Raw genomic sequence first — 26,270 nt, 5'->3', positions numbered from 1 at the left:
GGCATGCCAAGCGCAGAAGACACGAGCGTGCACCAGGAGCCGTCCGTCGTACCCCCCACGCGACAGGACGAGATCGCAGCAGCGGGCAGCGAGCTGATCGGCGGGCCCGCGGGCCGCTGGGCGCGGTTCGGATCGGGGCCGCTCACGCCGGTGCGCGTCATCGTGCTCGTGGCGATCGGGATGTTCGCACTCGGCATGGTGCAGAAGATCCCGTGCTACGACTGGGCGTGGTTCCGCGGCACAAGTTCGCAGTACACGCACGCGTGCTACTCCGACATTCCCCACCTCTTCGCCGGGCGCGGCTTCGCCGACGGGCTCGTGCCGTACTTCGACCGGCTCAGCGGCGACATGGCGTATCTGGAGTACCCGGTACTGACCGGGCTGTTCATGCAGGTCGCGTCCTGGCTCACGCTGACGCCCTCCTCGGAGGCCGTCCAGCAGCGCGAGCAGATGTACTGGATGGTCAACGCAGGCATGCTCATGGTCTGCGCGGTGATCCTCGCTCTGTGCGTCGCCCGCACCCACAAGCGCCGCCCCTGGGACGGTCTGCTGGTCGCTCTCGCTCCGGCACTGGCGCTCACCGCGACGATCAACTGGGACCTGCTCGCCGTCGCGCTGACGGCCGCGGCGATGCTCATGTGGTCCCGGGGCAGGGCGCTCGCCTTCGGCATCCTCATCGGCCTGGCGACCGCCGCGAAGCTCTATCCGGTGCTGCTCCTGGGCCCCTTGCTGGTGCTGTGCCTGCGGGCCGGGAAGTGGCGGGCGTACGGGGTGGCGTTGTTCGGCGCCGCGGCGTCCTGGCTGCTCGTGAACCTCCCGGTCATGGTGTACGCCCCCGAGGGGTGGAAGAAGTTCTACACGTTCAGCCAGGAACGGCAGATCGACTACGGCTCGTTCTGGCTGATCATCACCCAGCGCACCGGCCGGCCCATCGACGTCGACACGGTGAACACGGCGTCGGTGCTGCTGATGATCGTGCTCTGCGCGGGCATCGCGGGGCTGGCACTGACCGCACGGAACCGGCCGCGCTTCGCCCAGCTGGCGTTCCTGGTGGTGGCGGCCTTCATCCTGACGAACAAGGTCTACTCACCGCAGTACGTGCTCTGGCTGATCCCGCTGGCCGCGCTGGCCAGGCCGCGCTGGCGGGACTTCCTCGTCTGGCAGGCCTGCGAGGTCATGTACTTCCTGGGGATCTGGTTCTACCTCGCGTACACGACCAGCGGCGACAAGCACCAGGGACTGCCGCAGGAGGGCTATCAGGTCGCGATCATCCTGCATCTGCTGGGGACGCTGTACCTGTGCGCCGTGATCGTCAGGGACATCCTGATGCCGGAGCGGGACCCTGTGCGGCGCGACGGGTCCGACGATCCGTCGGGCGGAGTGCTCGACGGGGCGCCGGACCGCGTCGCCCTGCGGCAGACGGACCCGCAGCCGCCCCCATACGCCGAACCCGCGGTCGAGGGACCGCGGGTGGAGTGGGGCACGGCGGGCGGAGCCGCCTCCTCCGGGTGAGGGGGCGGGCCGGGTCTACCGGTCGACGAGGCGGTCGAACTGGGTGGTGGTGTGGCGCAGATGGGCCACCAGTTCGTCGCCGACCTTCGGCTCCTGCGCGTCGGACGGCACGAAGAGGATCGACACCTGCATGTGCGGCGGCTCGGCGAACCAGCGCTGCTTGCCCGCCCAGACGAACGGTGACAGGTTGCGGTTGACCGTGGCCAGTCCGGCGCGCGCTACGCCCTTGGCGCGCGGCATCACGCCGTGCAGAGCCTTCGGCGCCTCCAGGCCGACGCCGTGGGACGTGCCGCCGGCGACGACCACCAGCCAGCCGTCCGACGCGGCCTTCTGCTGGCGGTAGCCGAACCGGTCCCCCTTGACGACGCGCGTGACGTCGAGCACCGCGCCGCGGTACTCGGTCGCCTCGTGGTCGCCGAGCCAGAGCCGCGTGCCGATGCGGGCGCGGAAGCGGGTCTGCGGGAACTGCTGCTGGAGCCGCGCCAGCTCCTCCGCCCGAAGGTGGCTGACGAACATCGTGTGCAGGGGCAGCCGGGCCGCGCGCAGCCGGTCCATCCAGGCGATGACCTCCTCGACGGCGTCCGAACCGTCGGTGCGGTCGAGCGGCAGGTGCAGCGCGAAGCCTTCGAGACGTACGTCCTCTATGGCCGCGTGCAGCTGTCCCAGCTCCTCCTCCTTCACGCCGTGGCGCTTCATCGAGCTCATGCACTCGATGACCACCCGCGCGCCCACCAGGGCGTGCACCCCGTCGACGGAGGAGACGGAACGGATGACGCGGTCGGGCAGCGGCACCGGCTCCTCGCCCCTGCGGAAGGGCGTGAGCACCAGCAGGTCGCCGCTGAACCAGTCCTTGATGCGGGCGGCCTCGTAGGTCGTCCCGACGGCCAGGATGTCGGATCCGAAGCGGATCGCCTCGTCGGCCAGCCGCTCGTGCCCGAAGCCGTATCCGTTGCCCTTGCAGACGGGTACGAGACCGGGGAACTGGTCCAGGACGGACTTCTGGTGCGCCCGCCAGCGCGCGGTGTCGACGTAGAGGGAGAGCGCCATGGCCGGCCCGGAACCTTTCTGGTGGCTGCGGTGCAGAGGAGAGGGAGGGAGGAGCGGATGGATGGAGGCCGGAACGCGGTCAGCGTCGCGACATGTACATGTCTAGTGCCTTGTGGAGCAGCTTGTTGAGGGGGAAGTCCCACTCGCCGACGTACTCGACGGCTTCCCCGCCGGTGCCGACCTTGAACTGGATCAGGCCGAAGAGATGGTCGGTCTCGTCCAGCGAATCGCTGATCCCGCGCAGGTCGTAGACGGTGGCACCCATCGCGTACGAGTCGCGGAGCATGCGCCACTGCATGGCGTTCGAGGGACGGACCTCGCGTCCGATGTTGTCCGAAGCGCCGTAGGAATACCAGACGTGCCCCCCGACGACGAGCATCGTGGCAGCCGACAGGTTCACGCCGTTGTGCCGCGCGAAGTACAGCCGCATGCGGTTGGGGTCCTCGGAGTTGAGCACCGTCCACATGCGCTGGAAGTACGAGAGCGGGCGCGGGCGGAAGTGGTCGCGCACGGCGGTGATCTCGTACAGGCGCTGCCATTCGGCGAGGTCCTCGTAGCCGCCCTGGACGACCTCGACACCGGCCTTGTCGGCCTTCTTGATGTTGCGGCGCCAGAGCTGGTTGAAGCCCTTGAGGACGTCCTCGAGCGAGCGGTTGGCGAGCGGCACCTGGAAGACGTAGCGGGGCTGTACGTCGCCGAAGCCGGCGCCGCCGTCCTCGCCCTGCTGCCAGCCCATCTTCCGCAGCCGGTCCGAGACCTCGAAGGCACGCGGCTCGATGTGGCTGGCCTCGACGTCACGCAGGCGCTTCACATCGGGATCCTGGATGCCTGACTTGATGGCGGCCGAGTCCCAGCGGCGGATGACCACGGGCGGGCCCATCTTCACCGAGAAGGCGCCCTGCTGCTTCAGATGGGCGAGCATCGGCTGGAGCCAGTCGTCCAGATTCGGGGCGTACCAGTTGATGACCGGGCCCTCGGGGAGGTAGGCGAGGTAGCGCTTGATCTTGGGGAGCTGGCGGTAGAGCACCAGGCCCGCGCCGACCATCTCGCCGTTCTTGTCGAACCAGCCCAGGTTCTCCGAGCGCCACTCCGTTTTCACGTCAGCCCACGCCGGGACCTGGCAGTGACTGGCCGAGGGCAGATTCTGGATGTAGGCCAGATGCTGCTCTCGGCTGATGGTCCTCAGGGTCAGGCTCATGCGGGGCGCTCCTCGGCAGGTGTGTCCCCATCGGTCAGGGGCTCCGGCTCTCGCGCCGAAGCCTACTGTGACCGAGGCGCGCCCGGTCTGGCCCGTCTGGACCGGACCGGGCGCCATCCGTGAGGGATTGCCCGTCGGAGCGCTGCGCGCGGGGGCTCGATGCCGTCGGCCGCCGCTCTGCCGGTCAGGTGATCACGCCGCCGAAGAGGCCGCCGTGCGCCATGCCGAGGTAGAAGCCGACGGCGGATGCGCCGATCCCCATGATCAGACCGAAACGCTCCCAGGTGGTCCGGGAGATGTACTGCCCGTACGCGCCGGTCAGGATGCCGATCAGCCCGGCCCACGAGCTGATCAGGTGCAGGCTGTGGAACATCGCGGTGACGAACGCGAGGACTCCGAGGACCCCGGTCACCAGCATCAGCGTTTCCTGGAGCGGATGGGGCTTGCCGTCCGTGGCGAAGAGGGACCCGGTGGCCGGACGGGCTCCGGAAACCCGGCGGGGAACGGGCCTGCTGCCGGCAGGCCGGATGGTCTGTGCCATGGAGCACCTCCTGGCGGGAAGGGCGGTGCAATGTAGTGCCTCTCACACCGCATCTGTCTCGATTGTGCGCCCTGAACACCGGATTTCAACCGGAAGCCTGTCTGCGGGTACTCTGTACGGTCTGCACCGGTGTCTGCCCTGAGCCAGCACTGCGGCCCCCCTCGACTCTTGAAGACGGGCGTTGTCAGTGGCGGCTGTTTTACTCGGAGACACTGATGCTCACGCATCACGACCCTCCTGCCACGGAACGACCGTGGCCGCTGAGTCCAAAGGAGGTGGGTTCCACATGCGTCACTACGAGGTGATGGTCATCCTCGACCCCGATCTCGAGGAGCGAGCAGTCTCCCCGCTGATCGAGAACTTCCTCTCCGTCGTCCGCGAGGGCAACGGAAAGGTCGAGAAGGTCGACACCTGGGGCCGTCGTCGTCTCTCTTACGAGATCAAGAAGAAGCCTGAGGGCATCTACTCGGTCATCGACCTGCAGGCCGAGCCTGCGGTCGTCAAGGAGCTCGACCGACAGATGAACCTGAACGAGTCGGTCCTCCGGACCAAGGTCCTCCGTCCCGAGACCCACTGAGCGTCTAGCTCAGCGGTCATCGGGTTCGAGTAGCAAGCAGCCAGAAGCAATCCCCGCCGAGAGGTTCACCCATGGCAGGCGAGACCGTCATCACGGTCGTCGGCAATCTCGTCGACGACCCCGAGCTGCGCTTCACCCCGTCCGGTGCGGCGGTCGCGAAGTTCCGTGTCGCGTCCACTCCCCGCATCTTCGACCGGCAGACCAATGAGTGGAAGGACGGCGAAGGCCTGTTCCTCACCTGCTCGGTCTGGCGTCAGGCGGCGGAGAACGTCGCGGAGTCGCTCCAGCGAGGCATGCGCGTCGTCGTGCAGGGCCGGCTGAAGCAGCGGTCCTACGAGGACCGTGAGGGCGTCAAGCGCACGGTCTACGAGCTGGACGTCGAGGAAGTCGGCCCCAGCCTGAAGAACGCCACGGCCAAGGTCACCAAGACCACCGGTCGCGGTGGCCAGGGCGGCGGCCAGGGTGGATACGGCGGCGGCCAGCAGGGCGGCGGCAACTGGGGCGGCGGTCCCGGTGGCGGCGGCCAGCAGGGCGGCGGCGGTGCTCCCGCCGACGACCCGTGGGCCACCAGCGCTCCGGCCGGCGGCCAGGGCGGGGGCCAGCAGGGCGGCGGGGGCGGCTGGGGCGGAAGCTCCGGCGGTTCCGGCGGTTCCGGCGGCGGCTACTCGGACGAGCCTCCCTTCTAGGGCTGCTCGTACCCCACTTCTTGATCACACAGGAGAAACACCATGGCGAAGCCGCCTGTGCGCAAGCCTAAGAAGAAGGTCTGCGCTTTCTGCAAGGACAAGACCCAGTACGTGGACTACAAGGACACGAACATGCTGCGGAAGTTCATTTCCGACCGCGGCAAGATCCGTGCCCGCCGCGTCACCGGCAACTGCACGCAGCACCAGCGTGACGTCGCCACGGCAGTCAAGAACAGCCGTGAGATGGCGCTGCTGCCCTACACGTCCACCGCGCGATAAGGGAAGGGTGACCGAATCATGAAGATCATCCTCACCCACGAGGTCACTGGCCTCGGTGCCGCCGGCGACGTCGTGGACGTCAAGGACGGGTACGCCCGTAACTACCTGGTTCCGCGTGGCTTCGCCATTCGCTGGACCAAGGGCGGCGAGAAGGACGTGGCGCAGATCCGCCGCGCCCGCAAGATCCACGAGATCGCGACGATCGAGCAGGCCAACGAGATCAAGGCCAAGCTCGAGGCCGTGAAGGTCCGTCTGGCTGTTCGCTCCGGCGACGCCGGCCGCCTCTTCGGCTCCGTCACCCCGGCCGACATCGCCTCGGCGATCAAGTCCGCCGGTGGTCCGGACGTCGACAAGCGTCGCGTCGAGCTCGGCTCGCCGATCAAGACGCTCGGCGGACACCAGGTGTCCGTCCGTCTGCACCCCGAGGTCGCCGCGAAGCTCGGTATCGAGGTCGTTGCTGCCTAAGGGCACAGCTCAGCAGAGCTAGGTGAAGGGCCGCACCCACTGGGTGCGGCCCTTCGTCGTTTCTGCCCTGCGTTGTCCGGCGCTCTGTCGTTCCCGGCCGCGGCCTCGTTTCACGTGAAACGGAGCGGGAGGCTGGTGGCCGACCGGCCCGGGGCGGACCGGCGGAGGCGGGTCGTTCAGCGCGTGGCTCCGGTCACGATCCAGCGGCCTGAGCGCATACGCATCCAGAGTGTCAGCAGCCGGACCGCCATCATCAGGGTCATCGCCCACCAGAGAGTGGTGAGGCCACCGCCGAAGCTGGGGACGAGCAGGGCGACCGGAGCGAAGACGGCCAGGGTCAGGATCATGGCCCAGGCGAGATAGCGGCCGTCACCGGCCCCCATCAGTACTCCGTCCAGGACGAAGACCACTCCGGCGATCGGCTGGGAGAGCGCGACGACGAGCAGGGCGGGCAGCAGAGTGTCCTGCACCGAGTCGTCGCTGGTGAACAGCGGGATGAACAGAGGCCGGGCGAGCACGATCAGCAGCCCGAGCACCACTCCTGACGCGATGCCCCACTGGACCATGCGCCGGCATGCCTCGCGGGCCCCCTTGGCGTCGTTCGCTCCGAGATAGCGGCCGATGATGGCCTGTCCCGCGATAGCGATCGCATCCAGGGCGAAGGCCGCGAGGCTCCAGAGCGACAGGATGATCTGGTGTGCGGCGATGTCCGTGTCGCCGAGTCGCGCGGCGACAGCGGTGGCGATCATCAGGACCGCCCGCAGGGAGAGAGTGCGCACGAGCAGCGGAACCCCCGCCTGGGCGCTGGCGCGGATTCCGGCGGCGTCGGGGCGCAGTGAGGCTCCGTGCCGACGGGCCCCACGCACCACGACGACCAGGTAGGCCAGCGCCATGCCGGCCTGGGCGATGACCGTGCCCCAGGCCGATCCGGCGATACCGAGCCCGGCGCCGTAGACGAGTGCCGCGTTGAGGGCGCCGTTGGCCGCGAAGCCACCGATGGCGACGTACAACGGTGTGCGGGTGTCCTGAAGTCCGCGCAGCACGCCCGTCGCCGCGAGCACCACGAGCATCGCGGGGATGCCGAGGCTGGAGATCCGCAGATAGGTGATGGCGTACGGGGCCGCGGTGTCCGACGCTCCGAAGATCTCGACCAGCCATGGGGCCAGGGGGAGTGTGGCGGCGACGACGGCGGCGCCGATCAGCAGGGCGAGCCAGATGCCGTCCATACCCTGGCGGATGGCGGAGGCCAGATCGCCCGCGCCGACCCGGCGGGCGACGGCGGCCGTGGTGGCGTAGGCGAGGAAGACGAAAATGCTCACCGCGGTGGTCAGCAGGGCCGCGGCGACCCCCAGTCCCGCGAGTTGGGGGGTGCCGAGGTGACCGATGATGGCGCTGTCGACGATGACGAAAAGCGGCTCGGCGACGAGCGCGCCGAAGGCCGGCACGGCGAGTGCGATGATCTCGCGGTCGTGCCGGCGGCGGGAGGGCGGCTGCGTCGTGGAGGCCTTGGTCATGGGGGTCAATCTAATCTTCCACAGGTAAGAGATGCAATGCGGTTGGGGTCCTTACCTGATGCCAGGTTTCGGGTTCGGCCGCTGGTCGGTTCCGGTGATCTTGAGCTGGAGCCAAAAGTTTTTCTCTCCCACAGCCGGTGGATGGAGAAACACCAGGTCAGGGGCGTCCTGGCCATTCCCGTATGAGTTTGTCCACAGTGCTGTCCCCCGGTCCGTGCACAGGATCGGACGGGTTCTCCACAGCATCTGGTCCGTCGTCCACATGCCCTGTGGATAACCAGATTGGCTGACGGTGCCGACCGGCCTACCGTGGTGCGGCGCCCGCACTCCGTTCCGGCTTGGAAGCCACCAGAACTTGACGCGCCGGAACCGGAGTCGGGCGTCTTGTTTGTCGGTGCCGTGCCGTAAGAAAGAGTGGCACGGCTAGGTCCGCGAAGCGGACGGGAGGAGGTGGCCCGGTGAGCATTCCCGAGCCTTTGGACGATCCCTGGGCCGACGTCGGTCCCAGTGACCGTCTGCCCGTTTCCCGTCAGCGCCGCGGAGAGGGCAAGGGGCGCGACGAGCAGCACGAGCGGGGCCGCGAGGGCGGCTGGGACGGCGGCCCGTCCGGTTTCGAGCGGGTGCCTCCGCAGGATCTCGATGCCGAGCAGTCCGTCCTGGGCGGCATGCTGCTCTCCAAGGACGCCATCGCAGACGTCGTGGAGATCATCAAGGGCCATGACTTCTACCGTCCGGCGCACGAGACGGTCTACACGGCGATCCTCGACCTCTATGCCAAGGGCGAGCCCGCCGACCCCATCACCGTGGCGGCCGAGCTGGTCAAGCGGGGTGAGATCACCAAGGTCGGCGGGGCGCCGTATCTGCACACCCTGGTCCAGTCGGTCCCGACCGCGGCCAACGCTTCGTACTACGCGGAAATCGTCCATGAGCGGGCCGTGCTCCGACGTCTCGTCGAGGCCGGCACCAAGATCACGCAGATGGGATACGCCGCTGACGGCGACGTCGACGAGATCGTGAACTCGGCGCAGGCCGAGATCTACGCCGTCACGGAGCAGCGCACCAGCGAGGACTATCTTCCGCTGGGCGACATCATGGAGGGTGCTCTCGACGAGATCGAGGCCATCGGGTCGCGCAGCGGCGAGATGACCGGCGTACCCACCGGCTTCACCGACCTCGATGCCCTCACGAACGGCCTGCACCCCGGCCAGATGATCGTCATCGCGGCCCGCCCCGCCATGGGTAAGTCCACCCTGGCGCTGGACTTCGCCCGCGCCTGCTCGATCAAGAGCAACCTGCCGAGCGTGATCTTCTCCCTGGAAATGGGGCGCAACGAGATCGCGATGCGCCTTCTGTCCGCCGAGGCCCGGGTGGCCCTCCACCACATGCGCTCCGGCACGATGACCGACGAGGACTGGACGAGGCTGGCCCGGCGCATGCCGGACGTCTCAGCGGCTCCGCTCTACATCGACGACTCGCCGAACCTCTCGATGATGGAGATCCGTGCGAAGTGCCGTCGCCTCAAGCAGCGCAACGAACTGAAGCTGGTGGTCATCGACTACCTCCAGCTGATGCAGTCCGGCGGCGCCAAGCGGGCGGAGAGCCGGCAGCAGGAGGTCTCGGACATGTCCCGAAACCTCAAGCTCCTCGCCAAGGAGCTGGAGCTTCCCGTCATCGCCCTCTCCCAGCTGAACCGTGGTCCCGAACAGCGCACGGACAAGAAGCCGATGGTGTCCGACCTGCGTGAGTCGGGCTCCATCGAGCAGGACGCCGACATGGTGATCCTGCTGCACCGGGAGGACGCGTACGAGAAGGAGTCCCCCCGCGCGGGAGAGGCCGACCTGATCGTGGCCAAGCACCGTAACGGCCCCACGGCGACGATCACCGTGGCGTTCCAGGGCCACTACTCGCGCTTCGTGGACATGGCACAGACCTGATCGCGCTCGTTGCAGAGTCTCAGATCTCGTGTCCTGGTCTCAGGCGCGATGTCCGAGTGACGTTCCCCTCGGGGGGTGGGTCGTAGCAGTCGTCAGCACCGGGTTGTGTCAGCCCAGAGTCTTGGTGTCATCCGCCTCGAACTGCGATCCGACGTTGTTCCACATGAAGTCGGTCTTCCAGTCGGCCTTGCCGACAGCCCAGCCGAGCATCGCGGTCAAGACCTTCTCCTGGGAGACGGTCCGTGTCCGGTAGTGCTCGGCCGCCGCGCCATCCCGCATGGGCTGGTGACGCGTGAGACAACGCCAACACCCGCAGGTGGGGGGCCGCGACGTGACGCCGAAAGCGAGAACCTGCACTCCGCGGGCCCGAAGACTCCCGTGCCACTCCCATGATCGTCCCGCCGGCGGTAGCGTGCGCCCATGACCTGGCGTGGACCGACATATCGGATGGTGGACGGGGAGAGAATCGACGGGGCCTGGTGCCACATCTGGCGGCGTTACCGACCGGGTGGGGAGTACTACCTCGACGACTTGGTCGTCTTCGCGGATGGCGCGATCAGCTGCGAAGAACACACGGACCTGGCCGGCCTCGCGAAGATGCTGACGACGGGCCGACTGGCCGTGACCGACCCCGGGAATCCATGTACCGACGAACCCTCGAAGTGGGCCTCCCGTCATGGCGAACCGCTGACACCGGAAGGGTTCCTTCTGGAGGTCGCTGACCGCATCGAAGCCCTCAACGAGCGGCCGACTGCCGGGCAGCGTTGCTGGGATGCGATCCGTCGCTTTCAGGAGGAGCCGGACGAGCCCAACCGAGAACGTCTCCGAGCGGCATATCTGGCGGTTCCACCGCACCTTCGGATCTATGTCCTCGGAGACATGGACCGCCAGGATCGTCCCTTGCGCATCATGCTCACCGATGTCGGTGAGGCCGTCGACGGAGATGGCCCGGTAGTGACAGCACAGATGCATCAGGGCGTCCTGGACTACTTCAGCCGCGGAGACCAGGGAGTGAAGAGCGAGCAGGAGCGACGAGCCGTCCAGCATGCCGACGATCCTTCAGAACCCGGTCGCCCGGCTCTCATCTCGCACGAAACCGTCTTCCCCCAGGGGTGGCCCGAGCAGCCGGGTCTGTTCGTGCTCCGCAACGACTTCCCTGCCCGGATCGTGCTGGCCGGCGATTCCTATGCGTCCGTACTGCACGGATACTGGGCACTGTCAGCGGCCGACGCTTCCGAGAGAAGCAGAATCCGGGATGCGGCTTCCGGCAGAGAGGCGCATGACCTGGGTGGCCGGGCAACGCGCAGGAGTGACTGGCCTGTGGTCCGGCTCGCGGTCATGGCGGAGCTCCTTCGCGCGAAGTTCGGTCAGCACCCCGAACTCGCCCAGGTCCTCGTTTCCACAGGGGACGCCAGGATCAGCTACACCGGCTTCTCGGACTCACCCTTCTGGAGAGACGTCCCCGACAGCCGTGGCAGGAACTGGATGGGGCGGTTGCTCGAGCTGACCCGCTCCGAGCTCGTTGCCCAGCGGTTGCTCCGGCCCGAGAACGCCGGCGTCCTGAACCAGGAAGAGCTGCTGAGCGGTGAGAGTGCTCGACCACGCGCACCTCGTGAGTAGACGTGCCGGACCCTCGGGGAGGCGTGAAACGCGTTCGTCAGCGGACGAACTCCCGGGTCATGCTGGAGCATGACCTCATCCGAACCCCTGCTCCCCACCACTCGCCGTGCCCTGCTCCACCGCGTCGCCACGGCGCAGGCCGAAGGCCGGACCCCTTCCCTGGTCGCCGCCGTTCAGAGGGACGGACGGATCGCCTGGAGCGGTGCGCGGAGCTGTGTGGAGGGCCACGAGCCCGATGGTGACACGCAGTTCAGGATCGGCTCCATCACCAAGACGTTCACCGCAGTGCTGGTGATGCGCCTGCGTGACGAGGGGCTGATCGATCTGGACGACCCCCTGGAGAAGCACCTGCCCGGCACGGGCGCCGGGCAGGTGACCGTATTCCAACTGCTCGGCCACAGCGCCGGCCTGGCGGCCGAGACACCCGCGCCCTGGTGGGAGCGGACGCCGGGGACCACGCGCCCGGAGCTCGCCGATGTGCTCGGTGAGGGGCCGCTGATCCACCGGTCCGGCCACGGGCACCACTATTCGAACCCGGGCTACACACTGCTCGGCTCACTCGTGGAGAAGCTGCGGGGCGACACGTGGGCCGAGGTGCTGCGCCGCGAGATCCTGGAACCGCTGGGGATGGACCGTACGACCCAGCAGGCGGTCGCCCCGCATGCCGGCGGCTGGGCGGTCCATCCGTGGGCCGATGTCATGCTGCCCGAGCCGGCGGAGGATCTCGGGCTGATGGCGCCTGCGGGGCAGCTCTGGTCGACCACCACCGATCTGCTCCGGTTCGCCGCCTTCCTGGCGCGAGGTGACGAACGCGTGCTCAGGGCCTCCTCGGTCGAGGAGATGCGTGCCCCTGCTGCTCCGCCAGAAGCCGGTGACTGGGACGGAGCGTACGCGCTCGGTCTTCAGGTCGTGCGGCGCAAGGGCCGGACACTCCTCGGCCACTCGGGGTCGCTGCCCGGCTTCCTGGCCGCGCTGTGGTTCAGCGTCGAGGACGACGTGGCAGCCGTGGTGCTCTCCAACGCCACCTCGGGGCCGCTGACGGGGGCGGTGGCCGGTGACCTGCTGGAGATCGTGGCCGAGGCGGAGCCGAGGATCCCGGAGCCCTGGCGGCCCCTGCCCCAGGTCGATGAAGAGCTGCTGGCGCTGACCGGGCCCTGGTACTGGGGCACCTATGTGTACGGCCTGAGGCTGCTCCCGGACCGTGGCATCGAGCTTCTGCCGCTGCGGGGCGCCGGGCGCTCGGCCCGCTTCAGCGCGTGTCCGGACGGGACGTGGAAGGGCCTCAACGGGTACTACGCGGGGGAGACCCTCCGTGCCGTGCGTGCCGAGGACGGCACGGTGGACCACCTCGACCTCGGGTCCTTCGTCTTCACCCGGGAGCCGTACGACCGGACTGCCGCCGTTCCGGGTGGTGTGGACGACGAGGGCTGGAGGGGGCTCTCCCTCTGAGCACGGCGGTCCGGCGTTTCACGTGAAACGCCGGACCGGCCGGAGCACGTGATGCACTGCTGCTCGGCGGACGGTTCAGGCGGTCAACTCGCGCTCGAGCGGCGTACGGAAGCGGGGAGTGATCCTCACCTCGCCCAGCCATGCCGAGAGCCGGGAGGCCTCCGCCTCGATGAGGTGTGAGGCATCCCGGCCCACGTCGGACAGCAGTCGCCACACCAGCTCACCGTCCGGCCGCTGAGCCCATCCGCCCACGATCTCGCCGTTCACCCACACCGTGGGTCCGATGTTGCCGGCGCGGTCGAAGAGCGAGGCGCGGTGAGCTGCGGACAGGTGGAAGCCACGGTCGGCCCAGCCCATCGCGCTGGGGTCGAGACCGGGCAGCAGGGCCGCCCAGGGCTCCGGAGACGGTTCGGTGGCGAGGTCCCCGGGGGCCACCCAGCCGACGGCTCCGCTGTCGAGCAGGACCTCCTCGGCACCGGAGGTGGCCAGAGCGGCGCGCGTCTGGCGGACGCCCCACCCCGTCCACCATTTCAGGTCCGCTTCCGTCGCCGGACCGTAGGAGCGGAGCCAGCGGGCTGCGAGCTCCGCCCGCGCTCCGGCGGGCTCCGCGGCGGGCCAGGGCTCGGACGCCGTCCAGCGGAACTGGCTGGAGGTCCAGGAACCGCGCGGCCGGTCCCGTCGGATGCGCCCCTCGGCGGCCAGCACACGGATCACCCGGGAAGCGATTCCTTGCACCGTCTCCTGCTTCGTGCCGGGGAAGACGGTGATCTTCGTACGGAGGGCGGGTACGGCGGCGGACAGTTCGCTTCCCGTGGCCTGCCCCCGGGCGGCCAGGACGGCGAGGGTCTCCCGCTCGGTGTCGGCGAGCCACCGCTCGTCCAGCCCTTTGCCGTCCTCGCGCAGGTGCTTGAGGAGCCTGCGACGCTCGTCGGCCGCCACGGTCCGGGCGTTGGACGCGTCGACCAGCGGGGCGACCTCCGAGGACACCGTGAACAGGGTGTTCCGCATGGAGAGCAGCCGCACCAGCGATACGTCCTCGTAGAGCGCTCGCTCCACGGCTCCGGCATCGGGGTCGCGCAGCCGCGCGCACACGGAGAGGTACACCGTGGCGGCGTCGGTCGCGTGCAGGGCCACCAAGGCGTCGGCCACCTCTACGGCGGAGCTGGCCCGTGCGGACGGAGTGAGCAGATGCCGTCGGCCGAGCCTCGCCCTGCGCTGTTCGTCGTCGATGCGGTACATGCGTCCCTCCCGAAGCGCTGCACGGCCCGGGGCTCCCTGGAGCCGGGCTCAGAGAGCGAGTTTGAAGCCCACATGGCTCGCGGTGAACCCGAGCCGCTCGTAAAAGCGGTGGGCGTCGGTGCGGGTGGCGTCCGACGTCAGCTGCACCAGCTGGCAGTCCTGGCGCCGTGACTCGTCGACCGCCCACTGGATCAGCTGGGTGCCGAGGCCGCTGCCGCGCTCATCGGCGTGGACACGGACACCCTCGATGACCGAACGGGTCGCACCTCGCCGGGACAGCCCGGGAACGATCGTGAGCTGGAGGGTGCCGACGACGCGCTCCTCGCGCACCGCCACGACCAGGTGCTGGTTCGGGTCGTCCGCGAGCCGACGGAACGCCGTGCGGTAGGGGGTGAGGTCGTCCGGAGACTCACGCTGCGCGCCGAGCGGGTCGTCGGCGAGCATGGCCACGATCGCCGGGATGTCGTCGGGTGCAGCGGGGCGTATGTCGAGATCGCTCATGATCGGCAGACTACGCAACCCGCCGGCTCAGGCGGGGACCTTCAGAGCCTCGACCGTCCGGACGAGCGGAGCCAGCTCCGGATTCTCCGCGGCCTCGTCGAGAGCGGCCCGCAGCGCGGTGTCGTTGGTGGGCCTGGCCTCACCGAGCAGCGTGAGGCCCGCTTCCGTGACGTCCGTGTAGATGCCCCGCCGGTCCGTGTCGCACAGGTACCGGGTGAGCAGACCCCGGTCCTCGAGCCGGGTGACCAGCCGGGTCGTGGCGCTCTGGCTCAGCACCACGGCGTCCGCCACCTGCTTCATCTGGAGGTGCCCGCCCGTGCCGCTGTGCTGGCGGCTCAGGACGTCGAGCAGCGAGAACTCACGCGCGCTGAGGCCGTGGTTGGACTGCAGGGCCTTCTCGATGCGGGCCTCGATCTTCCCGTGGAGCAGAGAGAGGGCGCACCAGCTCTGGGCGAGGGCCGTCAGTGCGGGATCGGTCGCTGTCATGGGTCTCTCCTCCGTGCGGGAGCTGCTTGCATCCAGGATAGGGCAGGTGCGCAATAGCCCGCGCTTGCAATTAACAAGCGTCTGCAATTATTGTGGACGCTTGTAAGGCGCAGACGCAATCTCCAGAAAAGGTGAACCCATGCCGCTCGCGCTCCTCGCCCTCGCCATAGGGGCATTCGGTATCGGAACCACCGAGTTCGTGATCATGGGGTTGCTCCCCGATGTCGCGGCGGACTTCCAGGTCTCGATCCCGACCGCAGGATTCCTTGTCACGGGCTATGCGCTCGGGGTGGTTCTCGGCGCTCCGCTGATGACCTTCCTCGGTACCCGGGTGACCCGGAAGCGCATGCTGATGCTCCTGATGGGGCTCTTCATCGTGGGCAACGTGGTCTCCGCGATCGCCCCCGTCTTCGGCGTGATGCTCGCCGGCCGAGTCATCGCCTCGCTCGCCCACGGAGCCTTCTTCGGCATCGGATCGGTGGTGGCGGCGGATCTGGTCGCCCCGGAGAAGAAGGCCGGTGCCATCGCCATGATGTTCACCGGGCTCACCGTGGCCAATGTCGTCGGTGTTCCGCTGGGGACGTTCATCGGTCAGAACTTCGGCTGGCGCATCACGTTCCTCGTCGTCGCCGCGCTCGGTGTCCTGGGCCTGCTCGGTGTGGCGAAGCTGATCCCCGAGCAGCCGAAGGCCGAGGGCGTACGGATCCGCCACGAGCTGGCCGCGTTCCGCAATGTGCAGGTGCTGCTCGCCATGGCGATGACCGTCCTGGGCTTCGGTGGCGTCTTCGCGGCGATCACCTACATCACTCCGATGATGACGGAGACCGCCGGTTACGCGACCTCGTCCGTGACCTGGCTGCTCGTCCTCTTCGGGCTCGGCATGGTCGGCGGGAATCTGCTCGGCGGAAAGTTCGCCGACCGCCACCTGATGCCGATGCTGTACGTGTCGCTCGGCGCGCTTGCCGCCGTGCTCGCCCTCTTCACCCTGACCGCGCACAACAAGATCGCCGCGGCGATCACCATCGTTCTCATCGGCGGTCTGGGCTTCGCGACCGTACCGCCGCTTCAGAAGCGGGTCCTCGACCAGGCGGCCGGTGCGCCCACTCTGGCCTCGGCCGTCAACATCGGGGCCTTCAACCTCGGAAACGCACTCTCGGCGTGGCTCGGCGGCATCGTCATCTCGGCCGGGCTCGGATACACGGCGCCCAACTGGGTCGGCGCCGCCCTCGCTGCGTCGGCGCTGCTCCTGGCGCTGCTCTCCGGCGCACTGGAGCGCCGTACGGTCACCCGAGGCCGAGTGGTTGCCGCGCACGCTCCCGAGTCTGCACCAGACGTCGCCCCCGCCGCGTCAGGCCCCATGGCTTCAGCACCGATATCGCGGTGATGAAGACGTACGTGGCCGTGGCCACCGAGGGCGCGATGACGAGGTCGATGTCGGCGGCGCCCCTGGCCGCGGCCTCGTCGAGACCCGGGCGGAGGGAGAGAACCGACAGCCCCGCTGTGATCAGCGTCAGCCAGAACTTCGTCCAGACCCATCGATGCCTGGCCAGGCCCCACGGGGTGCCCAGCGCCAGCACAAGGCCGCTGAGAAGAGAGACCAGGGCGACCGGAACCACGAGCCAGTCGCCGAAGACCTTCATGGCGCGGGTGACTGCCTGAGCCATCGTGGCGTCCTTGGTGAGGAACGCGGTGAGGCCCAGAGCAAGCAGCCCCACGGTGAGGCCCAGCCAGCTCACGGAGACCGCTACGTGGGCGACGAGGATGCTGCGCCGGACAGGGCGCTTGTGGTTTCACGTGAAACACGGTGTCAAGCGCAGAGTGAGCAGTCGTCCAACAGCGGGAGTATCTGCGCCTACTGGCCCCGGCGTACGCGAGATGCGAGGGCCGGCGGCCCTCGGGCTCGCCCGGAACCGTCCGGACCGCCCTTCGGGCCAGGTCTCAGCCCAGGTCGGGTGCGTGCATCGCTCGCACGCCCTCGATATTGCCGTCCAGATAGTGCCGCAGGGACAGGGGCACGAGATGGACGGCCGCGATGCCGACGCGGCTGAAGGGCACGCGTACGACCTCGTACTCCCCGCAGGGCTCGTCGATCTCCGGGCCGTGCCGGCGCGACAGATCCATCGAGGCCAGTCGGCAGACGAAGAAGTGCTGCACCTTCACGCCTTTGACGCCGCCGCCGGCGATGTGCTCGACGGTGTCGACGAAACAGGGCACGACATCGACGACCTTGGCGCCGAGCTCCTCGTCGACCTCACGGTGCAGTGCGTCGACCACGGTGGCGTCCTCCGGCTCGACGCCACCACCAGGCGTGAGCCAGTACGGGTCGACCCCGGGTTTGGTGCGTTTGATCAGGATGAGGTCATCGCCGTCGAGCAGGACGGCGCGTGCTGTGCGCTTGACCACGGGACGTTCGGTCATGGCAAGAGAGTGGCCCAGGAAACCCCGTCTGAAACTCTCGTCGGCCGACCGGTCACCAGTCCACGGCAGCACGCACCAGCCACTCGTGCGCCCGCGCAATGTGAGGAAGACCGAGTGTGCCGGTCCGTGCGATGAGGAAGTACGTGCGCAGCGGGGGTACCGGAGGGTCGAGCAGGGCCACGACCTCTCCTCGCTCCAGCGCGTTCTCGCAGAGATAGCGCGGCAGCACGGCGAGGCCGGCGCCCGCTGCGGCGCTCTCCAGAACCGCGCGGAGATCCGGTGCGATCACCGCGGCGGAGGCGGCGGGACGGCTGTCGAACACAGCGGCCCAGTAGCGGGAGATCAGAGGCAGGCTCTCATGCACCTCGACCACCGGCAGCTGCTCCAGGAGCACGGAGCCCTTGTGCCGCAGTGCCCCGGGCCCCAGGCGCCCGGCCCAGCGCGGTGCCGCGACGAGCACGTGCTCCTCGTCGCAGAGTGTGGTCGACGTCAGCAGACCACCGCGCGGACGGGCCGTCGTGATGGCCAGATCATGATGTCCGGCGGCCAGGCCCTCCAGCGTCTCCTCGGTGTTCGCGAGGAACGTGCTGCGCAGCGCGAGGCCCTGGGAGACGAGGGGGGTCAGGGCGGGGAGGGCGCGGAGGGATGTGAACTCCGGAGGACCGGCCAGATGAAGGGTCCGTACGCCTGATTCCTCGTCCAGACCGGCCTCGACGATGTCGACCAGCGCGTCCAGATGAGGCGCGGCCCGGTGCGCGAGCTCGTCGCCGACGGTGGTCGGGGTCACCCCACGGGCCCGGCGCAGGAAGAGGGGGCGCCCCAGCTGCCGTTCCAGCGTGCGTATCTGCGAGGTGACGGCGGGCTGGGACAGCCCGAGCAGCGCGGCTGCCCGGGTGAACGAACCCGCCCGGTGCACCGTGACGAACGTGCGCAGCAGGGCCAGGTCCATGGTCCGCCCTCTCCGCCCTGCGGCACTCTCCGACGCTGCGCCGTTCGGCACCGTCCTTCGCGAACGCCCCAACTATAAATATGTCGATAGGCCGCTGTCGCTACTGTGATTGGACACTGACGCAGAGTCAACTAGCCTTGTCCAGGCGGTTCTAGGCGCAGGAACCGGGGTGGGCCGAGCCACGAGGGGGGAGGCTCGGTCCACCCGTCCCGGGCAGGGCCGGGCCGGTCGACGGGGACGCCCGTCCCGGTCCGGCCCTGCCAGGACCAGGGACGGAACCGGAACCAGCACCGGACGGGAGAGCGCCGGACTCGGACTGCGGGTCCGGTCAGAGAGGGCCCCGACGTCAGCGCGCGGCCTCGTCCAGGGCGCGTTCCACGTCCGCGAGCAGATCCTCCGGGTCCTCGGCTCCGACCGAGAAGCGGATGAAGCCCTCGGGTACCGCGTCCCCGCCCCAGCGCGCCCGGCGCTCGGCGGTGGAGCGCAGCCCGCCGAAACTGGTCGCGTCGTCGACCAGCCGGAGCCCGGCGAGGAAACGCTCCGCCGTGGCTTCGTCGGCCAGCACGAACGAGACCACGGAGCCGAAGCGCCGCATCTGCCGGACGGCCGTCGGATACGAGGCATCACCGGGCAGTCCCGGGTAGCGCAGCCCTGCCACGTCCGCACGCCCGGCCAGTGCCTCGGCCAGGGCGAGTGCGGTCGCGCACTGCCGGTCGATCCGCAGCTGCAGCGTGGCCAGCGAACGGTGCGCGAGCCAGGCCTCCATCGGGCCGGGGATCGCCCCCACGACCTTGCGCCAGCGGCGTACCCCCGCGGTGAGCTCCGGATCCCGGCAGCTCACATGGCCGAGCAGGATGTCTCCGTGCCCGGTCATGCCCTTGGTGTCGCTGGCCACCGAGAAGTCCGCCCCCAGTTCGAGGGGGCGCTGCCCCAGTGGGGTGGCCAGCGTGTTGTCGACCGCGACCAGCACACCCGCCGCGTGCGCGGCCTCCACGAGCGCGCGCACGTCACAGACGTCGAGCCCGGGGTTGGAGGGCGTCTCGATCCACAGCAGCTTCGCCCCGTCCAGAAGCTCCAGCTGGGCATTGCCGCCGGTCGGCGCGGTGCGCACCTCGACGCCGTACGCCTCCAGCTGTTCCCGTACAAGGGGGAGCGCTTGGTAGCCGTCGCCCGGCAGGACCACGACGTCGCCCATGCGCGCCTGGGAGAGGAGCACGGCCGATACGGCCGCCATCCCGGAGGCGAAGACCGTCGTCCCGACCTGCTCCCCCGGGGCCTCCAGCTCGCCGATGGCCCGTTCCAGGTGGGTCCAGGTCGGGTTCGTCTCGCGACCGTAGGTATAGGGGCCGACCGGCTCGCCGGACAGATGGAAGTGCGCGGCGAAGACGGGACCCGGGAGCGTGGGTTCGTACTGCTCCGGTTCGGGAAGGCCCGCTCGGACCGCTCGTGTTCCGTCGCCCGTGGTGCTCATCGTTCTCTCCTCGTCTCTCCGGCGTGGACCGGAACCTCTCCTGCGTGCACCGGAACCTCTCCGGCCTGCACCGGGATCTCTCCCCGGTGTTCACCGGACCGTCCGGACCGCGCCCGTCAGGTGCTGGTTCAGTCCTCGTCGGGCAGCACGACGTTGAGGGCCCAGGACACGACCGAGATGATCAGGCCGCCCAGGACCGCGGTCCAGAAACCGTCGACATGGAAGTTCAGATTCACGAGGTCGGCGAGCCAGGAGGTCAGCAGCAGCATGAGGGCGTTGACCACCAGCGTGATCAGCCCGAGCGTCAGGATGAACAGGGGCAGGGTGAGGAGCTTCACGAACGGCTTGACGATGAAGTTCACCAGGCCGAACAGCAGCGCCACCAGTATCAGCGTGAGCACCTTGCGCCCGGTGTTGTCACCGGTGAGCGTGATGTCCTGGAGCAGCCAGATGGCCACGGCCAGCGCACCCGCGTTGGCGATCGTCTTGACTACGAAATTCTTCATGTGTCTGATCGTGGCAGACATGATCGGTGGTGGACACCGGCAGGACAGCCGAGCACGGGCGCGAGGGGCGGACGGACGATGAAGGCATTCAGACTCGACGAGCTGGAGGCGGAACGCGCCGCCAACGACGGCGCTTATCTGCAGTTCATCAGGGAACGCAACATGTCCGTCGGCCTGTACGCCCTGGACGCCGGCGAGCTCGACCCCCAGCAGCCGCACAAGCAGGACGAGGTGTACTTCGTCGTGAGCGGCCGGGCCTCGATCACGGTCGGCATGGAGACCACACAGGTGGGGCGGGGGAGCGTCGTCTACGTTCCCGCCGGGACAGCGCACAAATTCCACCACATCACCGAGGACCTCAGGGTGATGGTGGTCTTCTCCCCGCCGGAGGGCTGAGCGCCCCGGGCTTCCCCTCAGGGGCCGGTGGTCGCCGGCCCCCGCGTTCCCTAGGGGACCGCTCAGGGGACTTCAAGGGCTCCCGGCACCCCGTCGGCCTCCCCCGCGCCTCTAGCATCGAAGCAGCAGGTACTCACAGAGACGAGGTAACGGCGATGGCGGTGCGGGAGATTTTCGCGGGGATGCCCTGGTGGGTGAAGTGGGTCGCGGTGCCCCTGATCGCGATCGTGGTGTTCGGCGGCCTGATCGCCAGCGTGGTCGGGTTCGTCGTCGGGCTGCTGTTCAAGGCGCTGGTCTTCGTCGTCCTGGTGGGCGGTCTGATCTTCGTCGTACGGAAGTTCATGTCCTCGTCCGAGCGCAGCGACTGGTAGGAACGGCAGGCGTACGCCGGATCGTGTGACGGCGTGACGGACAGGTGTCCGGCCGCGGATTCGGCCGTTAGCCCAGCTGAGCTAAGTCCGGGATGAAACCTCACTCGTGACTGAACGTGCCGATACAGTTGCGTACCGCTGCCGCCAGCTGGGAAATGACGGTCCGTCACCATCCTGCCCAGTGGTTTGTGCGACTGTCCGGTCTCCGGACCCCAGGCTCGCGGCGGGCCCGTGGGGGCGGCCCCCGCGGGAGGGCTGACAGCCCGTCACCATGCCTGGGGGTGACCTGTGACCACGGCATCGAGTACCGCTGTCCCGACGTTGATCGGTTCCGTTCAGCGGGCGTTGAGACTTATGGAGGCTGTGGGCACCCATCGGGACGGGGCACCGGCGAAGCAGCTCGCCCGGGAGGCGGGCCTGCCGCTCCCCACCGCCTACCACCTGCTGCGCACCCTGACCCATGAGGGCTATCTCCGCAGGGAGAACGGCGTCTTCCTCTTCGGCGCCGCTGCCGAGCGGCTGGGCGGCGGCCCAGCGACTCCTCGTCCCGGTGTGATCGTCGACTCGCTCGCGCACTGGGCGGACGTCATCGGTGCCCCGGTGTACTGCGCCCTGTACCGCGAGGGCGAGATCGAGATGGTCGCCGTGGCCGACACCCCCTCATGCCCCGCGGTGCGTGAGTGGGTCTCGTTCCGTGAGACGGGCCATGCGCACGCTCTCGGGCAGTGCCTCCTGGGCCAGCTCGACGAGCGCGCGCGGGAGGATCATCTGGACCGGCATCCCGTCCGGCAGCTGACGCGTTACTCCGTAAGGGACCGTCAGGCGTTTCTGGACCGGTTGCGATCGATGAAACGTACGGAACCTGTCATTGAACGACAGGAGTACGCCATCGGAACGGTCTGCGCTGCCATTCCGATCACTGTCGGTTCTGCCGTGGCGGCGATGGCTGTTTCTCTCCCCTTGCACCAAGAAGAACGGTTGCTTGCCGCAGTCGAACAACTACGCTGCGAAGTGACCACCCTCTTGCGCTCGTTCGTGTTCTCTATCAGTATCTGAAAAATCACTCCTTGTGATCTGCTATCGCTTGCACCACGATGGCGTCAATAGGGCCATGGGGGATCATTCCTGGCCAGATTCATCTACTGCGGGGTTGAACGATGCGCGAGTCGGTTCAAGCAGAGGTCATGATGAGCTTCCTCGTCTCCGAGGAGCTCTCGTTCCGTATTCCTGTGGAGCTCCGGTACGAGGTCAGCGATCCGTATGCGATCCGGATGACCTTCCACCTCCCCGGTGACGCCCCCGTCACCTGGGCTTTCGGCCGCGAGCTGCTGCTCGACGGTCTCAACAGCCCCAGTGGTGACGGGGATGTGCACATCGGCCCGACCGAGCCCGAAGGGCTCTCCGATGTACACATCCGTCTTCAGGTCGGCGCCGACCGTGCGCTCTTCCGGGCCGGAACGGCGCCTCTTGTGGCATTTCTCGACCGGACGGACAAGCTGGTGCCACTGGGACAGGAGCACACGCTGGGTGACTTCGACGGCAATCTTGAAGAGGCGCTCGGCCGCATCCTGGCCAAGGAACAGAACGCCGGCTGACCAGGAAGGTCCGGCTGAACATCGAACACCGGTGGTCCGGGGCCATGAGTCCGGCGTCCTGGCTCACGCCTTGCGACGTCGGCCCCTCCCGGTCCGTGCGGGTGCAGGAGCTCCGGCTTCCGCGCCGAGCCCCGTACGGTCCGCGGAGACCACCAGGGCCGCGAGCACCGTCGTCACCGGCACCGAGGCGACCAGCCCGATAGATCCCACCAGCGTCCGGACGATCTCCTCCGCGACCAGCTCGCTGTTGGCCACCGTGCCCACGCTGCTCTGGGCGATGGAGAAGAGCAGCAGCAGGGGAAGCGCGGCGCCCGCGTAGGCGAGTACGAGGGTGTTGACCACCGAGGCGATGTGGTCGCGCCCGATCCTGATACCTGCCCGGTAGAGCCGTCGTACGCCCATCGTCGGGTCCGCCTGGTGGAGTTCCCAGACCGCCGACGTCTGGGTGACGGTCACATCGTCGAGCACACCGAGCGAACCGATGATCACACCGGCCAGCAGCAGGCCGCTCATGTCGATCTCCGGATACAGCCCGTGGATGAGACCGGTGTTGTCGTCCGTGTTGCCGGTCAGGCCGGCCCAGCCGATGAACAGGGAGCCCAACAGCCCGATCAGCAGCAGTGAGATGAGGGTGCCGATCACGGCCACGGAGGTGCGGGCCGTCAGTCCGTGGCAGGTGTAGAGGGCGATCAGCATGATGGCGCTCGACCCGATCACCGCGACCACCAGCGGATTCGACCCTTGCAGGATCGCGGGCAGGATGAACAGGGTCAGCACGCCGAAGGAGACGACGAGCGCGATCAGCGCCATCAGCCCGCGCATCCTGCCGACCACGATGACCGCGAGGGCGAAGATCCCGGCCAGCAGGGCCATCGGGACCGAGCGGTCCAGGTCCGTCACCGAGTACTGCAGGTCGCGGGGGGCGTCGGGCGCGTACGCCACGACCACCTTCTGCCCTTCGCGCAGTTGCCGGGGGGCGTCCGGCTGGATGACCTCGACGAACGTACGGCCCTTGTCGTCACCGGTCGTCACCTCGACCGTGGCCTTCTTGCACTCCCCGGACTGCTCGTTGACGGCCTCCTGCCCCGAGGCCGTGGACGTGTCGCCGGTCGCCGGCACCTGGGAGGCGTTGACGTCCGCGCAGTCGACCGACACGACCTTCGTCACCCGCCCGTCCTGGGTCTGCCGGTCGAAGCCGACACCTGTGCGCTCATGGGCGGGTGCGCCGCCTGGCCAGAAGGCCACGAGGCCGACGAGCACCGCCGTGGCGAAGGGGATCACCACGGCGGCGATGACCTTGCGCAGGTGCTTGGACACGGGCGCGGCGGGGCCGTGAGTGTGCGAGTGGGCGTGCACATGGCTCTGCGAACTTCCTGTCGCGGGGCCGTGTGGTTCGGGGGCGCTTCCGGGAGACGTCACGGGGCGATCATCCCAAGAACGGGGGAGGCCCTCTGGTCAGCACGCGGGACCGGAGGTTAGCGTGGAGGCACATTTGCACACGCGGGAGCTCGGAGCACCGGGCTGAGAGGGCGCTGACCTCCGTACATCCATACGGGACACGCTGCGCCGACCGCCGAACCTGTTACCGGGTAATGCCGGCGTAGGGAGTAGGTCTCATGACCACAGCGGACGCACGCACGCCTGCCTCGGGGCGAATTGCGCAGAATGCGCAGGATGTTCAGAAGAGCGACGAGGCTGGGAAGTCCATCGGCTGGCACAAGGGATACGTCCAGGGCTCGCGCCCGGACCTCCGGGTGCCGGTCCGTCAGGTGCACCTCACCAACGGCAAGGACGTGACGCTGTACGACACGTCCGGGCCGTACACCGATCCCGCCACCGACACCGATGTACGCCGGGGCCTCGCGCCCCTCCGGGAGAACTGGATCACCGCCCGCGGGGACACCGAGGAGTACGCGGGCCGCCCCGCGCGCCCCGAGGACGACGGGCTCAAGCACACGTCGCCGCGCGGTGGCCTGCGCAACCTCGACGCGGTCTTCCCCGGCCGCCCCCGTCAGCCTCGCCGCAGCCGCGATGGGCGGCCGGTCACGCAGCTCGCGTACGCCCGCCGGGGGGAGATCACCCCGGAGATGGAGTACGTGGCGATCAGGGAGAACGTCGGACCGGAGGTCGTGCGCGAGGAGATCGCCGCGGGCCGGGCCGTCCTTCCGGCCAACGTCAACCACCCGGAGACCGAGCCGATGATCATCGGCAAGCGGTTCCTGGTGAAGGTCAACGCCAACATCGGCAACTCCGCGGTCACGTCCTCCATCGAGGAGGAGGTGGACAAGATGACCTGGGCCACCCAGTGGGGCGCCGACACGGTCATGGACCTTTCCACCGGCCGCAACATCCACACGACCCGTGAGTGGGTCCTGCGCAACTCCCCCGTCCCGATCGGCACGGTGCCCCTCTACCAGGCCCTGGAAAAGGTCGACGGCCGGGCCGAGGAGCTGACCTGGGAGATCTACAAGGACACGGTGATCGAACAGGCCGAGCAGGGCGTCGACTACATGACGGTGCACGCCGGAGTCCGGCTGCCGTACGTCCCGCTGACGGCCCGGCGCAAGACCGGGATCGTCTCCCGCGGGGGGTCGATCATGGCGGCCTGGTGCCTCGCGCACCACAAGGAGTCGTTCCTGTACGAGCACTTCGAGGAGCTCTGCGAGATCCTCGCGGCCTACGACGTGACGTACTCGCTCGGCGACGGGCTGCGTCCGGGCTCCATCGCCGACGCCAACGACGAGGCGCAGTTCGCCGAACTCCGCACCCTCGGCGAACTCAACACCGTCGCGAAGAGGTTCGGCGTCCAGACGATGATCGAGGGCCCGGGGCACGTCCCGATGCACAAGATCAAGGAGAACATCGATCTCCAGCAGGAGATCTGCGAAGAGGCGCCGTTCTACACGCTGGGCCCGCTGACCACGGACGTCGCTCCCGCCTACGACCACATCACGTCGGGCATCGGTGCGGCGATGATCGCCTGGTGGGGGACGGCGATGCTCTGTTACGTCACGCCCAAGGAGCACCTGGGGCTGCCGAACCGCGACGACGTGAAGACGGGCGTCATCACGTACAAGATCGCGGCGCACGCGGCGGACCTCGCCAAGGGGCACCCGGGGGCGCAGGAGTGGGACGACGCGCTGTCGGACGCGCGGTTCGAGTTTCGCTGGGAGGATCAGTTCAACCTGGCCCTGGATCCGGACACGGCACGGGAGTTCCATGACGAGACCCTGCCGGCGGAGCCCGCGAAGACGGCGCACTTCTGCTCGATGTGCGGCCCGAAGTTCTGCTCGATGAAGATCTCCCACGACATCCGGCGGGAGCACGGGGACGAACAGGCTGACATCGAGGCGGGGATGGCCGAGAAGTCCAGGGAGTTCGCGGCGGCGGGCAACAGGGTCTACCTGCCGATCGCGGAGACGGGCGGCGGGTCGGCCGGCTGACCCGGCCGCCTCGGCGGAGGCGGGCCCGCCAGGCCGGGCGTCAGACCGGAGGCGGAGGCGGCAGGTGCGACGC

At 68.6% G+C, this 26,270-nt stretch carries 28 protein-coding genes; 14 read left to right on the top strand and 14 right to left on the bottom strand.

What is annotated here, in order from left to right:
* The first annotated feature begins 3 nt into the window (after positions 1–3).
* Positions 4–1,512, top strand: a complete 1,509-nt coding sequence (locus tag ACWCQM_RS06765) for a glycosyltransferase family 87 protein (protein WP_450914230.1) — start codon at positions 4–6, stop codon at positions 1,510–1,512.
* A gap of 15 nt (positions 1,513–1,527) precedes the next feature.
* On the opposite strand, the gene ACWCQM_RS06760 is transcribed toward ACWCQM_RS06765, so the two are convergent.
* The 3 genes from ACWCQM_RS06760 to ACWCQM_RS06750 all read right to left on the bottom strand — a co-directional run bounded on the left by ACWCQM_RS06760 (position 1,528) and on the right by ACWCQM_RS06750 (position 4,298).
* A complete protein-coding gene (locus tag ACWCQM_RS06760; RefSeq protein WP_014155201.1) occupies positions 1,528–2,559 on the bottom strand; it encodes an alanine racemase in 1,032 nt (343 codons plus the stop codon).
* A gap of 79 nt (positions 2,560–2,638) precedes the next feature.
* Positions 2,639–3,757, bottom strand: a complete 1,119-nt coding sequence (locus ACWCQM_RS06755; RefSeq protein WP_073750714.1) for a lipid II:glycine glycyltransferase FemX — start codon at positions 3,755–3,757, stop codon at positions 2,639–2,641.
* 184 nt (positions 3,758–3,941) lie between these two features.
* Entirely contained in the window at positions 3,942–4,298 is a 357-nt protein-coding gene (locus ACWCQM_RS06750) for a hypothetical protein (protein WP_450914229.1), read from the bottom strand.
* A 286-nt stretch (positions 4,299–4,584) separates the two neighbouring features.
* Between ACWCQM_RS06750 and rpsF the strand changes: the two genes are divergently transcribed.
* The 4 genes from rpsF (at position 4,585) to rplI (ending at position 6,305) form a co-directional block, all read left to right on the top strand.
* Positions 4,585–4,875: a 30S ribosomal protein S6 gene (rpsF, locus tag ACWCQM_RS06745; protein ID WP_006604399.1), complete on the top strand. Its 291-nt coding sequence runs from the start codon at positions 4,585–4,587 to the stop codon at positions 4,873–4,875.
* Between the two features lie 71 nt (positions 4,876–4,946).
* Complete coding sequence (locus ACWCQM_RS06740) at positions 4,947–5,561, top strand: single-stranded DNA-binding protein (RefSeq protein WP_073750718.1); 615 nt, start codon at positions 4,947–4,949, stop codon at positions 5,559–5,561.
* Between the two features lie 42 nt (positions 5,562–5,603).
* Positions 5,604–5,840 (top strand): 30S ribosomal protein S18, encoded by a 237-nt coding sequence (gene rpsR, locus ACWCQM_RS06735; protein WP_003967857.1) that lies wholly within the window; start codon positions 5,604–5,606, stop codon positions 5,838–5,840.
* 18 nt (positions 5,841–5,858) lie between these two features.
* The gene (gene rplI, locus ACWCQM_RS06730) at positions 5,859–6,305 is read left to right on the top strand and encodes a 50S ribosomal protein L9 (protein WP_014155197.1); all 447 of its coding nucleotides are present in this window, start codon (positions 5,859–5,861) and stop codon (positions 6,303–6,305) included.
* 176 nt (positions 6,306–6,481) lie between these two features.
* On the opposite strand, the gene ACWCQM_RS06725 is transcribed toward rplI, so the two are convergent.
* Positions 6,482–7,819, bottom strand: coding sequence for an MATE family efflux transporter (locus ACWCQM_RS06725; RefSeq protein WP_450914228.1), 1,338 nt, complete (start codon positions 7,817–7,819; stop codon positions 6,482–6,484).
* Between the two features lie 476 nt (positions 7,820–8,295).
* Here ACWCQM_RS06725 and dnaB point away from each other — a divergent pair, with 476 nt between their 5' ends.
* Entirely contained in the window at positions 8,296–9,753 is a 1,458-nt protein-coding gene (dnaB, locus tag ACWCQM_RS06720; RefSeq protein WP_450914494.1) for a replicative DNA helicase, read from the top strand.
* 108 nt (positions 9,754–9,861) lie between these two features.
* On the opposite strand, the gene ACWCQM_RS06715 is transcribed toward dnaB, so the two are convergent.
* Positions 9,862–10,032: a hypothetical protein gene (locus ACWCQM_RS06715; protein ID WP_450914227.1), complete on the bottom strand. Its 171-nt coding sequence runs from the start codon at positions 10,030–10,032 to the stop codon at positions 9,862–9,864.
* 141 nt (positions 10,033–10,173) lie between these two features.
* Between ACWCQM_RS06715 and ACWCQM_RS06710 the strand changes: the two genes are divergently transcribed.
* Entirely contained in the window at positions 10,174–11,373 is a 1,200-nt protein-coding gene (locus ACWCQM_RS06710; RefSeq protein ID WP_450914226.1) for an NADAR family protein, read from the top strand.
* A 69-nt stretch (positions 11,374–11,442) separates the two neighbouring features.
* Positions 11,443–12,822 (top strand): serine hydrolase domain-containing protein, encoded by a 1,380-nt coding sequence (locus ACWCQM_RS06705; RefSeq protein ID WP_450914225.1) that lies wholly within the window; start codon positions 11,443–11,445, stop codon positions 12,820–12,822.
* Between the two features lie 75 nt (positions 12,823–12,897).
* Here the strand turns inward: ACWCQM_RS06705 and ACWCQM_RS06700 are convergent, their stop codons facing one another.
* From ACWCQM_RS06700 to ACWCQM_RS06690, 3 genes are read right to left on the bottom strand one after another with little or no spacing between them, the layout of a single operon-like run.
* Positions 12,898–14,061 (bottom strand): winged helix DNA-binding domain-containing protein, encoded by a 1,164-nt coding sequence (locus tag ACWCQM_RS06700; protein WP_450914224.1) that lies wholly within the window; start codon positions 14,059–14,061, stop codon positions 12,898–12,900.
* A 48-nt stretch (positions 14,062–14,109) separates the two neighbouring features.
* Complete coding sequence (locus ACWCQM_RS06695; protein ID WP_450914223.1) at positions 14,110–14,562, bottom strand: N-acetyltransferase family protein; 453 nt, start codon at positions 14,560–14,562, stop codon at positions 14,110–14,112.
* A gap of 27 nt (positions 14,563–14,589) precedes the next feature.
* Entirely contained in the window at positions 14,590–15,048 is a 459-nt protein-coding gene (locus ACWCQM_RS06690) for a MarR family winged helix-turn-helix transcriptional regulator (RefSeq protein ID WP_450914222.1), read from the bottom strand.
* Between the two features lie 139 nt (positions 15,049–15,187).
* On the opposite strand from ACWCQM_RS06690, the gene ACWCQM_RS06685 reads away from it, so the two are divergent.
* Positions 15,188–16,432: an MFS transporter gene (locus ACWCQM_RS06685; protein WP_450914221.1), complete on the top strand. Its 1,245-nt coding sequence runs from the start codon at positions 15,188–15,190 to the stop codon at positions 16,430–16,432.
* On the opposite strand, the gene ACWCQM_RS06680 is transcribed toward ACWCQM_RS06685, so the two are convergent.
* The 5 genes from ACWCQM_RS06680 to ACWCQM_RS06660 all read right to left on the bottom strand — a co-directional run bounded on the left by ACWCQM_RS06680 (position 16,332) and on the right by ACWCQM_RS06660 (position 20,392).
* The gene (locus tag ACWCQM_RS06680; RefSeq protein ID WP_450914220.1) at positions 16,332–16,784 is read right to left on the bottom strand and encodes a DUF2269 domain-containing protein; all 453 of its coding nucleotides are present in this window, start codon (positions 16,782–16,784) and stop codon (positions 16,332–16,334) included. The genes ACWCQM_RS06685 and ACWCQM_RS06680 overlap by 101 nt on opposite strands.
* Before the next feature lie 202 nt (positions 16,785–16,986).
* Positions 16,987–17,466 carry an NUDIX domain-containing protein gene (locus tag ACWCQM_RS06675; protein ID WP_073750736.1) on the bottom strand — a complete coding sequence of 160 codons (480 nt, stop codon included), beginning with the start codon at positions 17,464–17,466 and terminating at the stop codon, positions 16,987–16,989.
* A gap of 52 nt (positions 17,467–17,518) precedes the next feature.
* The gene (locus ACWCQM_RS06670; protein ID WP_450914219.1) at positions 17,519–18,415 is read right to left on the bottom strand and encodes a LysR family transcriptional regulator; all 897 of its coding nucleotides are present in this window, start codon (positions 18,413–18,415) and stop codon (positions 17,519–17,521) included.
* Positions 18,416–18,761: 346 nt separating this feature from the next.
* Positions 18,762–19,886, bottom strand: coding sequence for a cystathionine gamma-lyase (locus ACWCQM_RS06665; protein WP_450914218.1), 1,125 nt, complete (start codon positions 19,884–19,886; stop codon positions 18,762–18,764).
* 128 nt (positions 19,887–20,014) lie between these two features.
* Entirely contained in the window at positions 20,015–20,392 is a 378-nt protein-coding gene (locus tag ACWCQM_RS06660; protein WP_267074685.1) for a phage holin family protein, read from the bottom strand.
* Between the two features lie 78 nt (positions 20,393–20,470).
* Between ACWCQM_RS06660 and ACWCQM_RS06655 the strand changes: the two genes are divergently transcribed.
* The 4 genes from ACWCQM_RS06655 (at position 20,471) to ACWCQM_RS06640 (ending at position 22,754) form a co-directional block, all read left to right on the top strand.
* On the top strand, positions 20,471–20,788 hold the full coding sequence (locus ACWCQM_RS06655) for a cupin domain-containing protein (RefSeq protein WP_326737448.1): 318 nt from the start codon (positions 20,471–20,473) through the stop codon (positions 20,786–20,788).
* A 161-nt stretch (positions 20,789–20,949) separates the two neighbouring features.
* Positions 20,950–21,159, top strand: coding sequence for a DUF5326 family protein (locus ACWCQM_RS06650; RefSeq protein WP_450914493.1), 210 nt, complete (start codon positions 20,950–20,952; stop codon positions 21,157–21,159).
* A gap of 288 nt (positions 21,160–21,447) precedes the next feature.
* A complete protein-coding gene (locus ACWCQM_RS06645) occupies positions 21,448–22,215 on the top strand; it encodes an IclR family transcriptional regulator (protein ID WP_450914217.1) in 768 nt (255 codons plus the stop codon).
* Between the two features lie 101 nt (positions 22,216–22,316).
* Entirely contained in the window at positions 22,317–22,754 is a 438-nt protein-coding gene (locus tag ACWCQM_RS06640; RefSeq protein WP_073750747.1) for an SsgA family sporulation/cell division regulator, read from the top strand.
* A 63-nt stretch (positions 22,755–22,817) separates the two neighbouring features.
* On the opposite strand, the gene ACWCQM_RS06635 is transcribed toward ACWCQM_RS06640, so the two are convergent.
* The gene (locus tag ACWCQM_RS06635; protein WP_450914216.1) at positions 22,818–24,173 is read right to left on the bottom strand and encodes a YibE/F family protein; all 1,356 of its coding nucleotides are present in this window, start codon (positions 24,171–24,173) and stop codon (positions 22,818–22,820) included.
* A gap of 197 nt (positions 24,174–24,370) precedes the next feature.
* Between ACWCQM_RS06635 and thiC the strand changes: the two genes are divergently transcribed.
* Positions 24,371–26,197 carry a phosphomethylpyrimidine synthase ThiC gene (gene thiC / locus ACWCQM_RS06630; protein ID WP_450914215.1) on the top strand — a complete coding sequence of 609 codons (1,827 nt, stop codon included), beginning with the start codon at positions 24,371–24,373 and terminating at the stop codon, positions 26,195–26,197.
* The last annotated feature ends 73 nt before the right edge of the window (positions 26,198–26,270 follow it).

It is taken from the genome of Streptomyces sp. NPDC002125, assembly GCF_053593715.1.
This window is presented reverse-complemented; position numbering and strand designations above follow the sequence as displayed.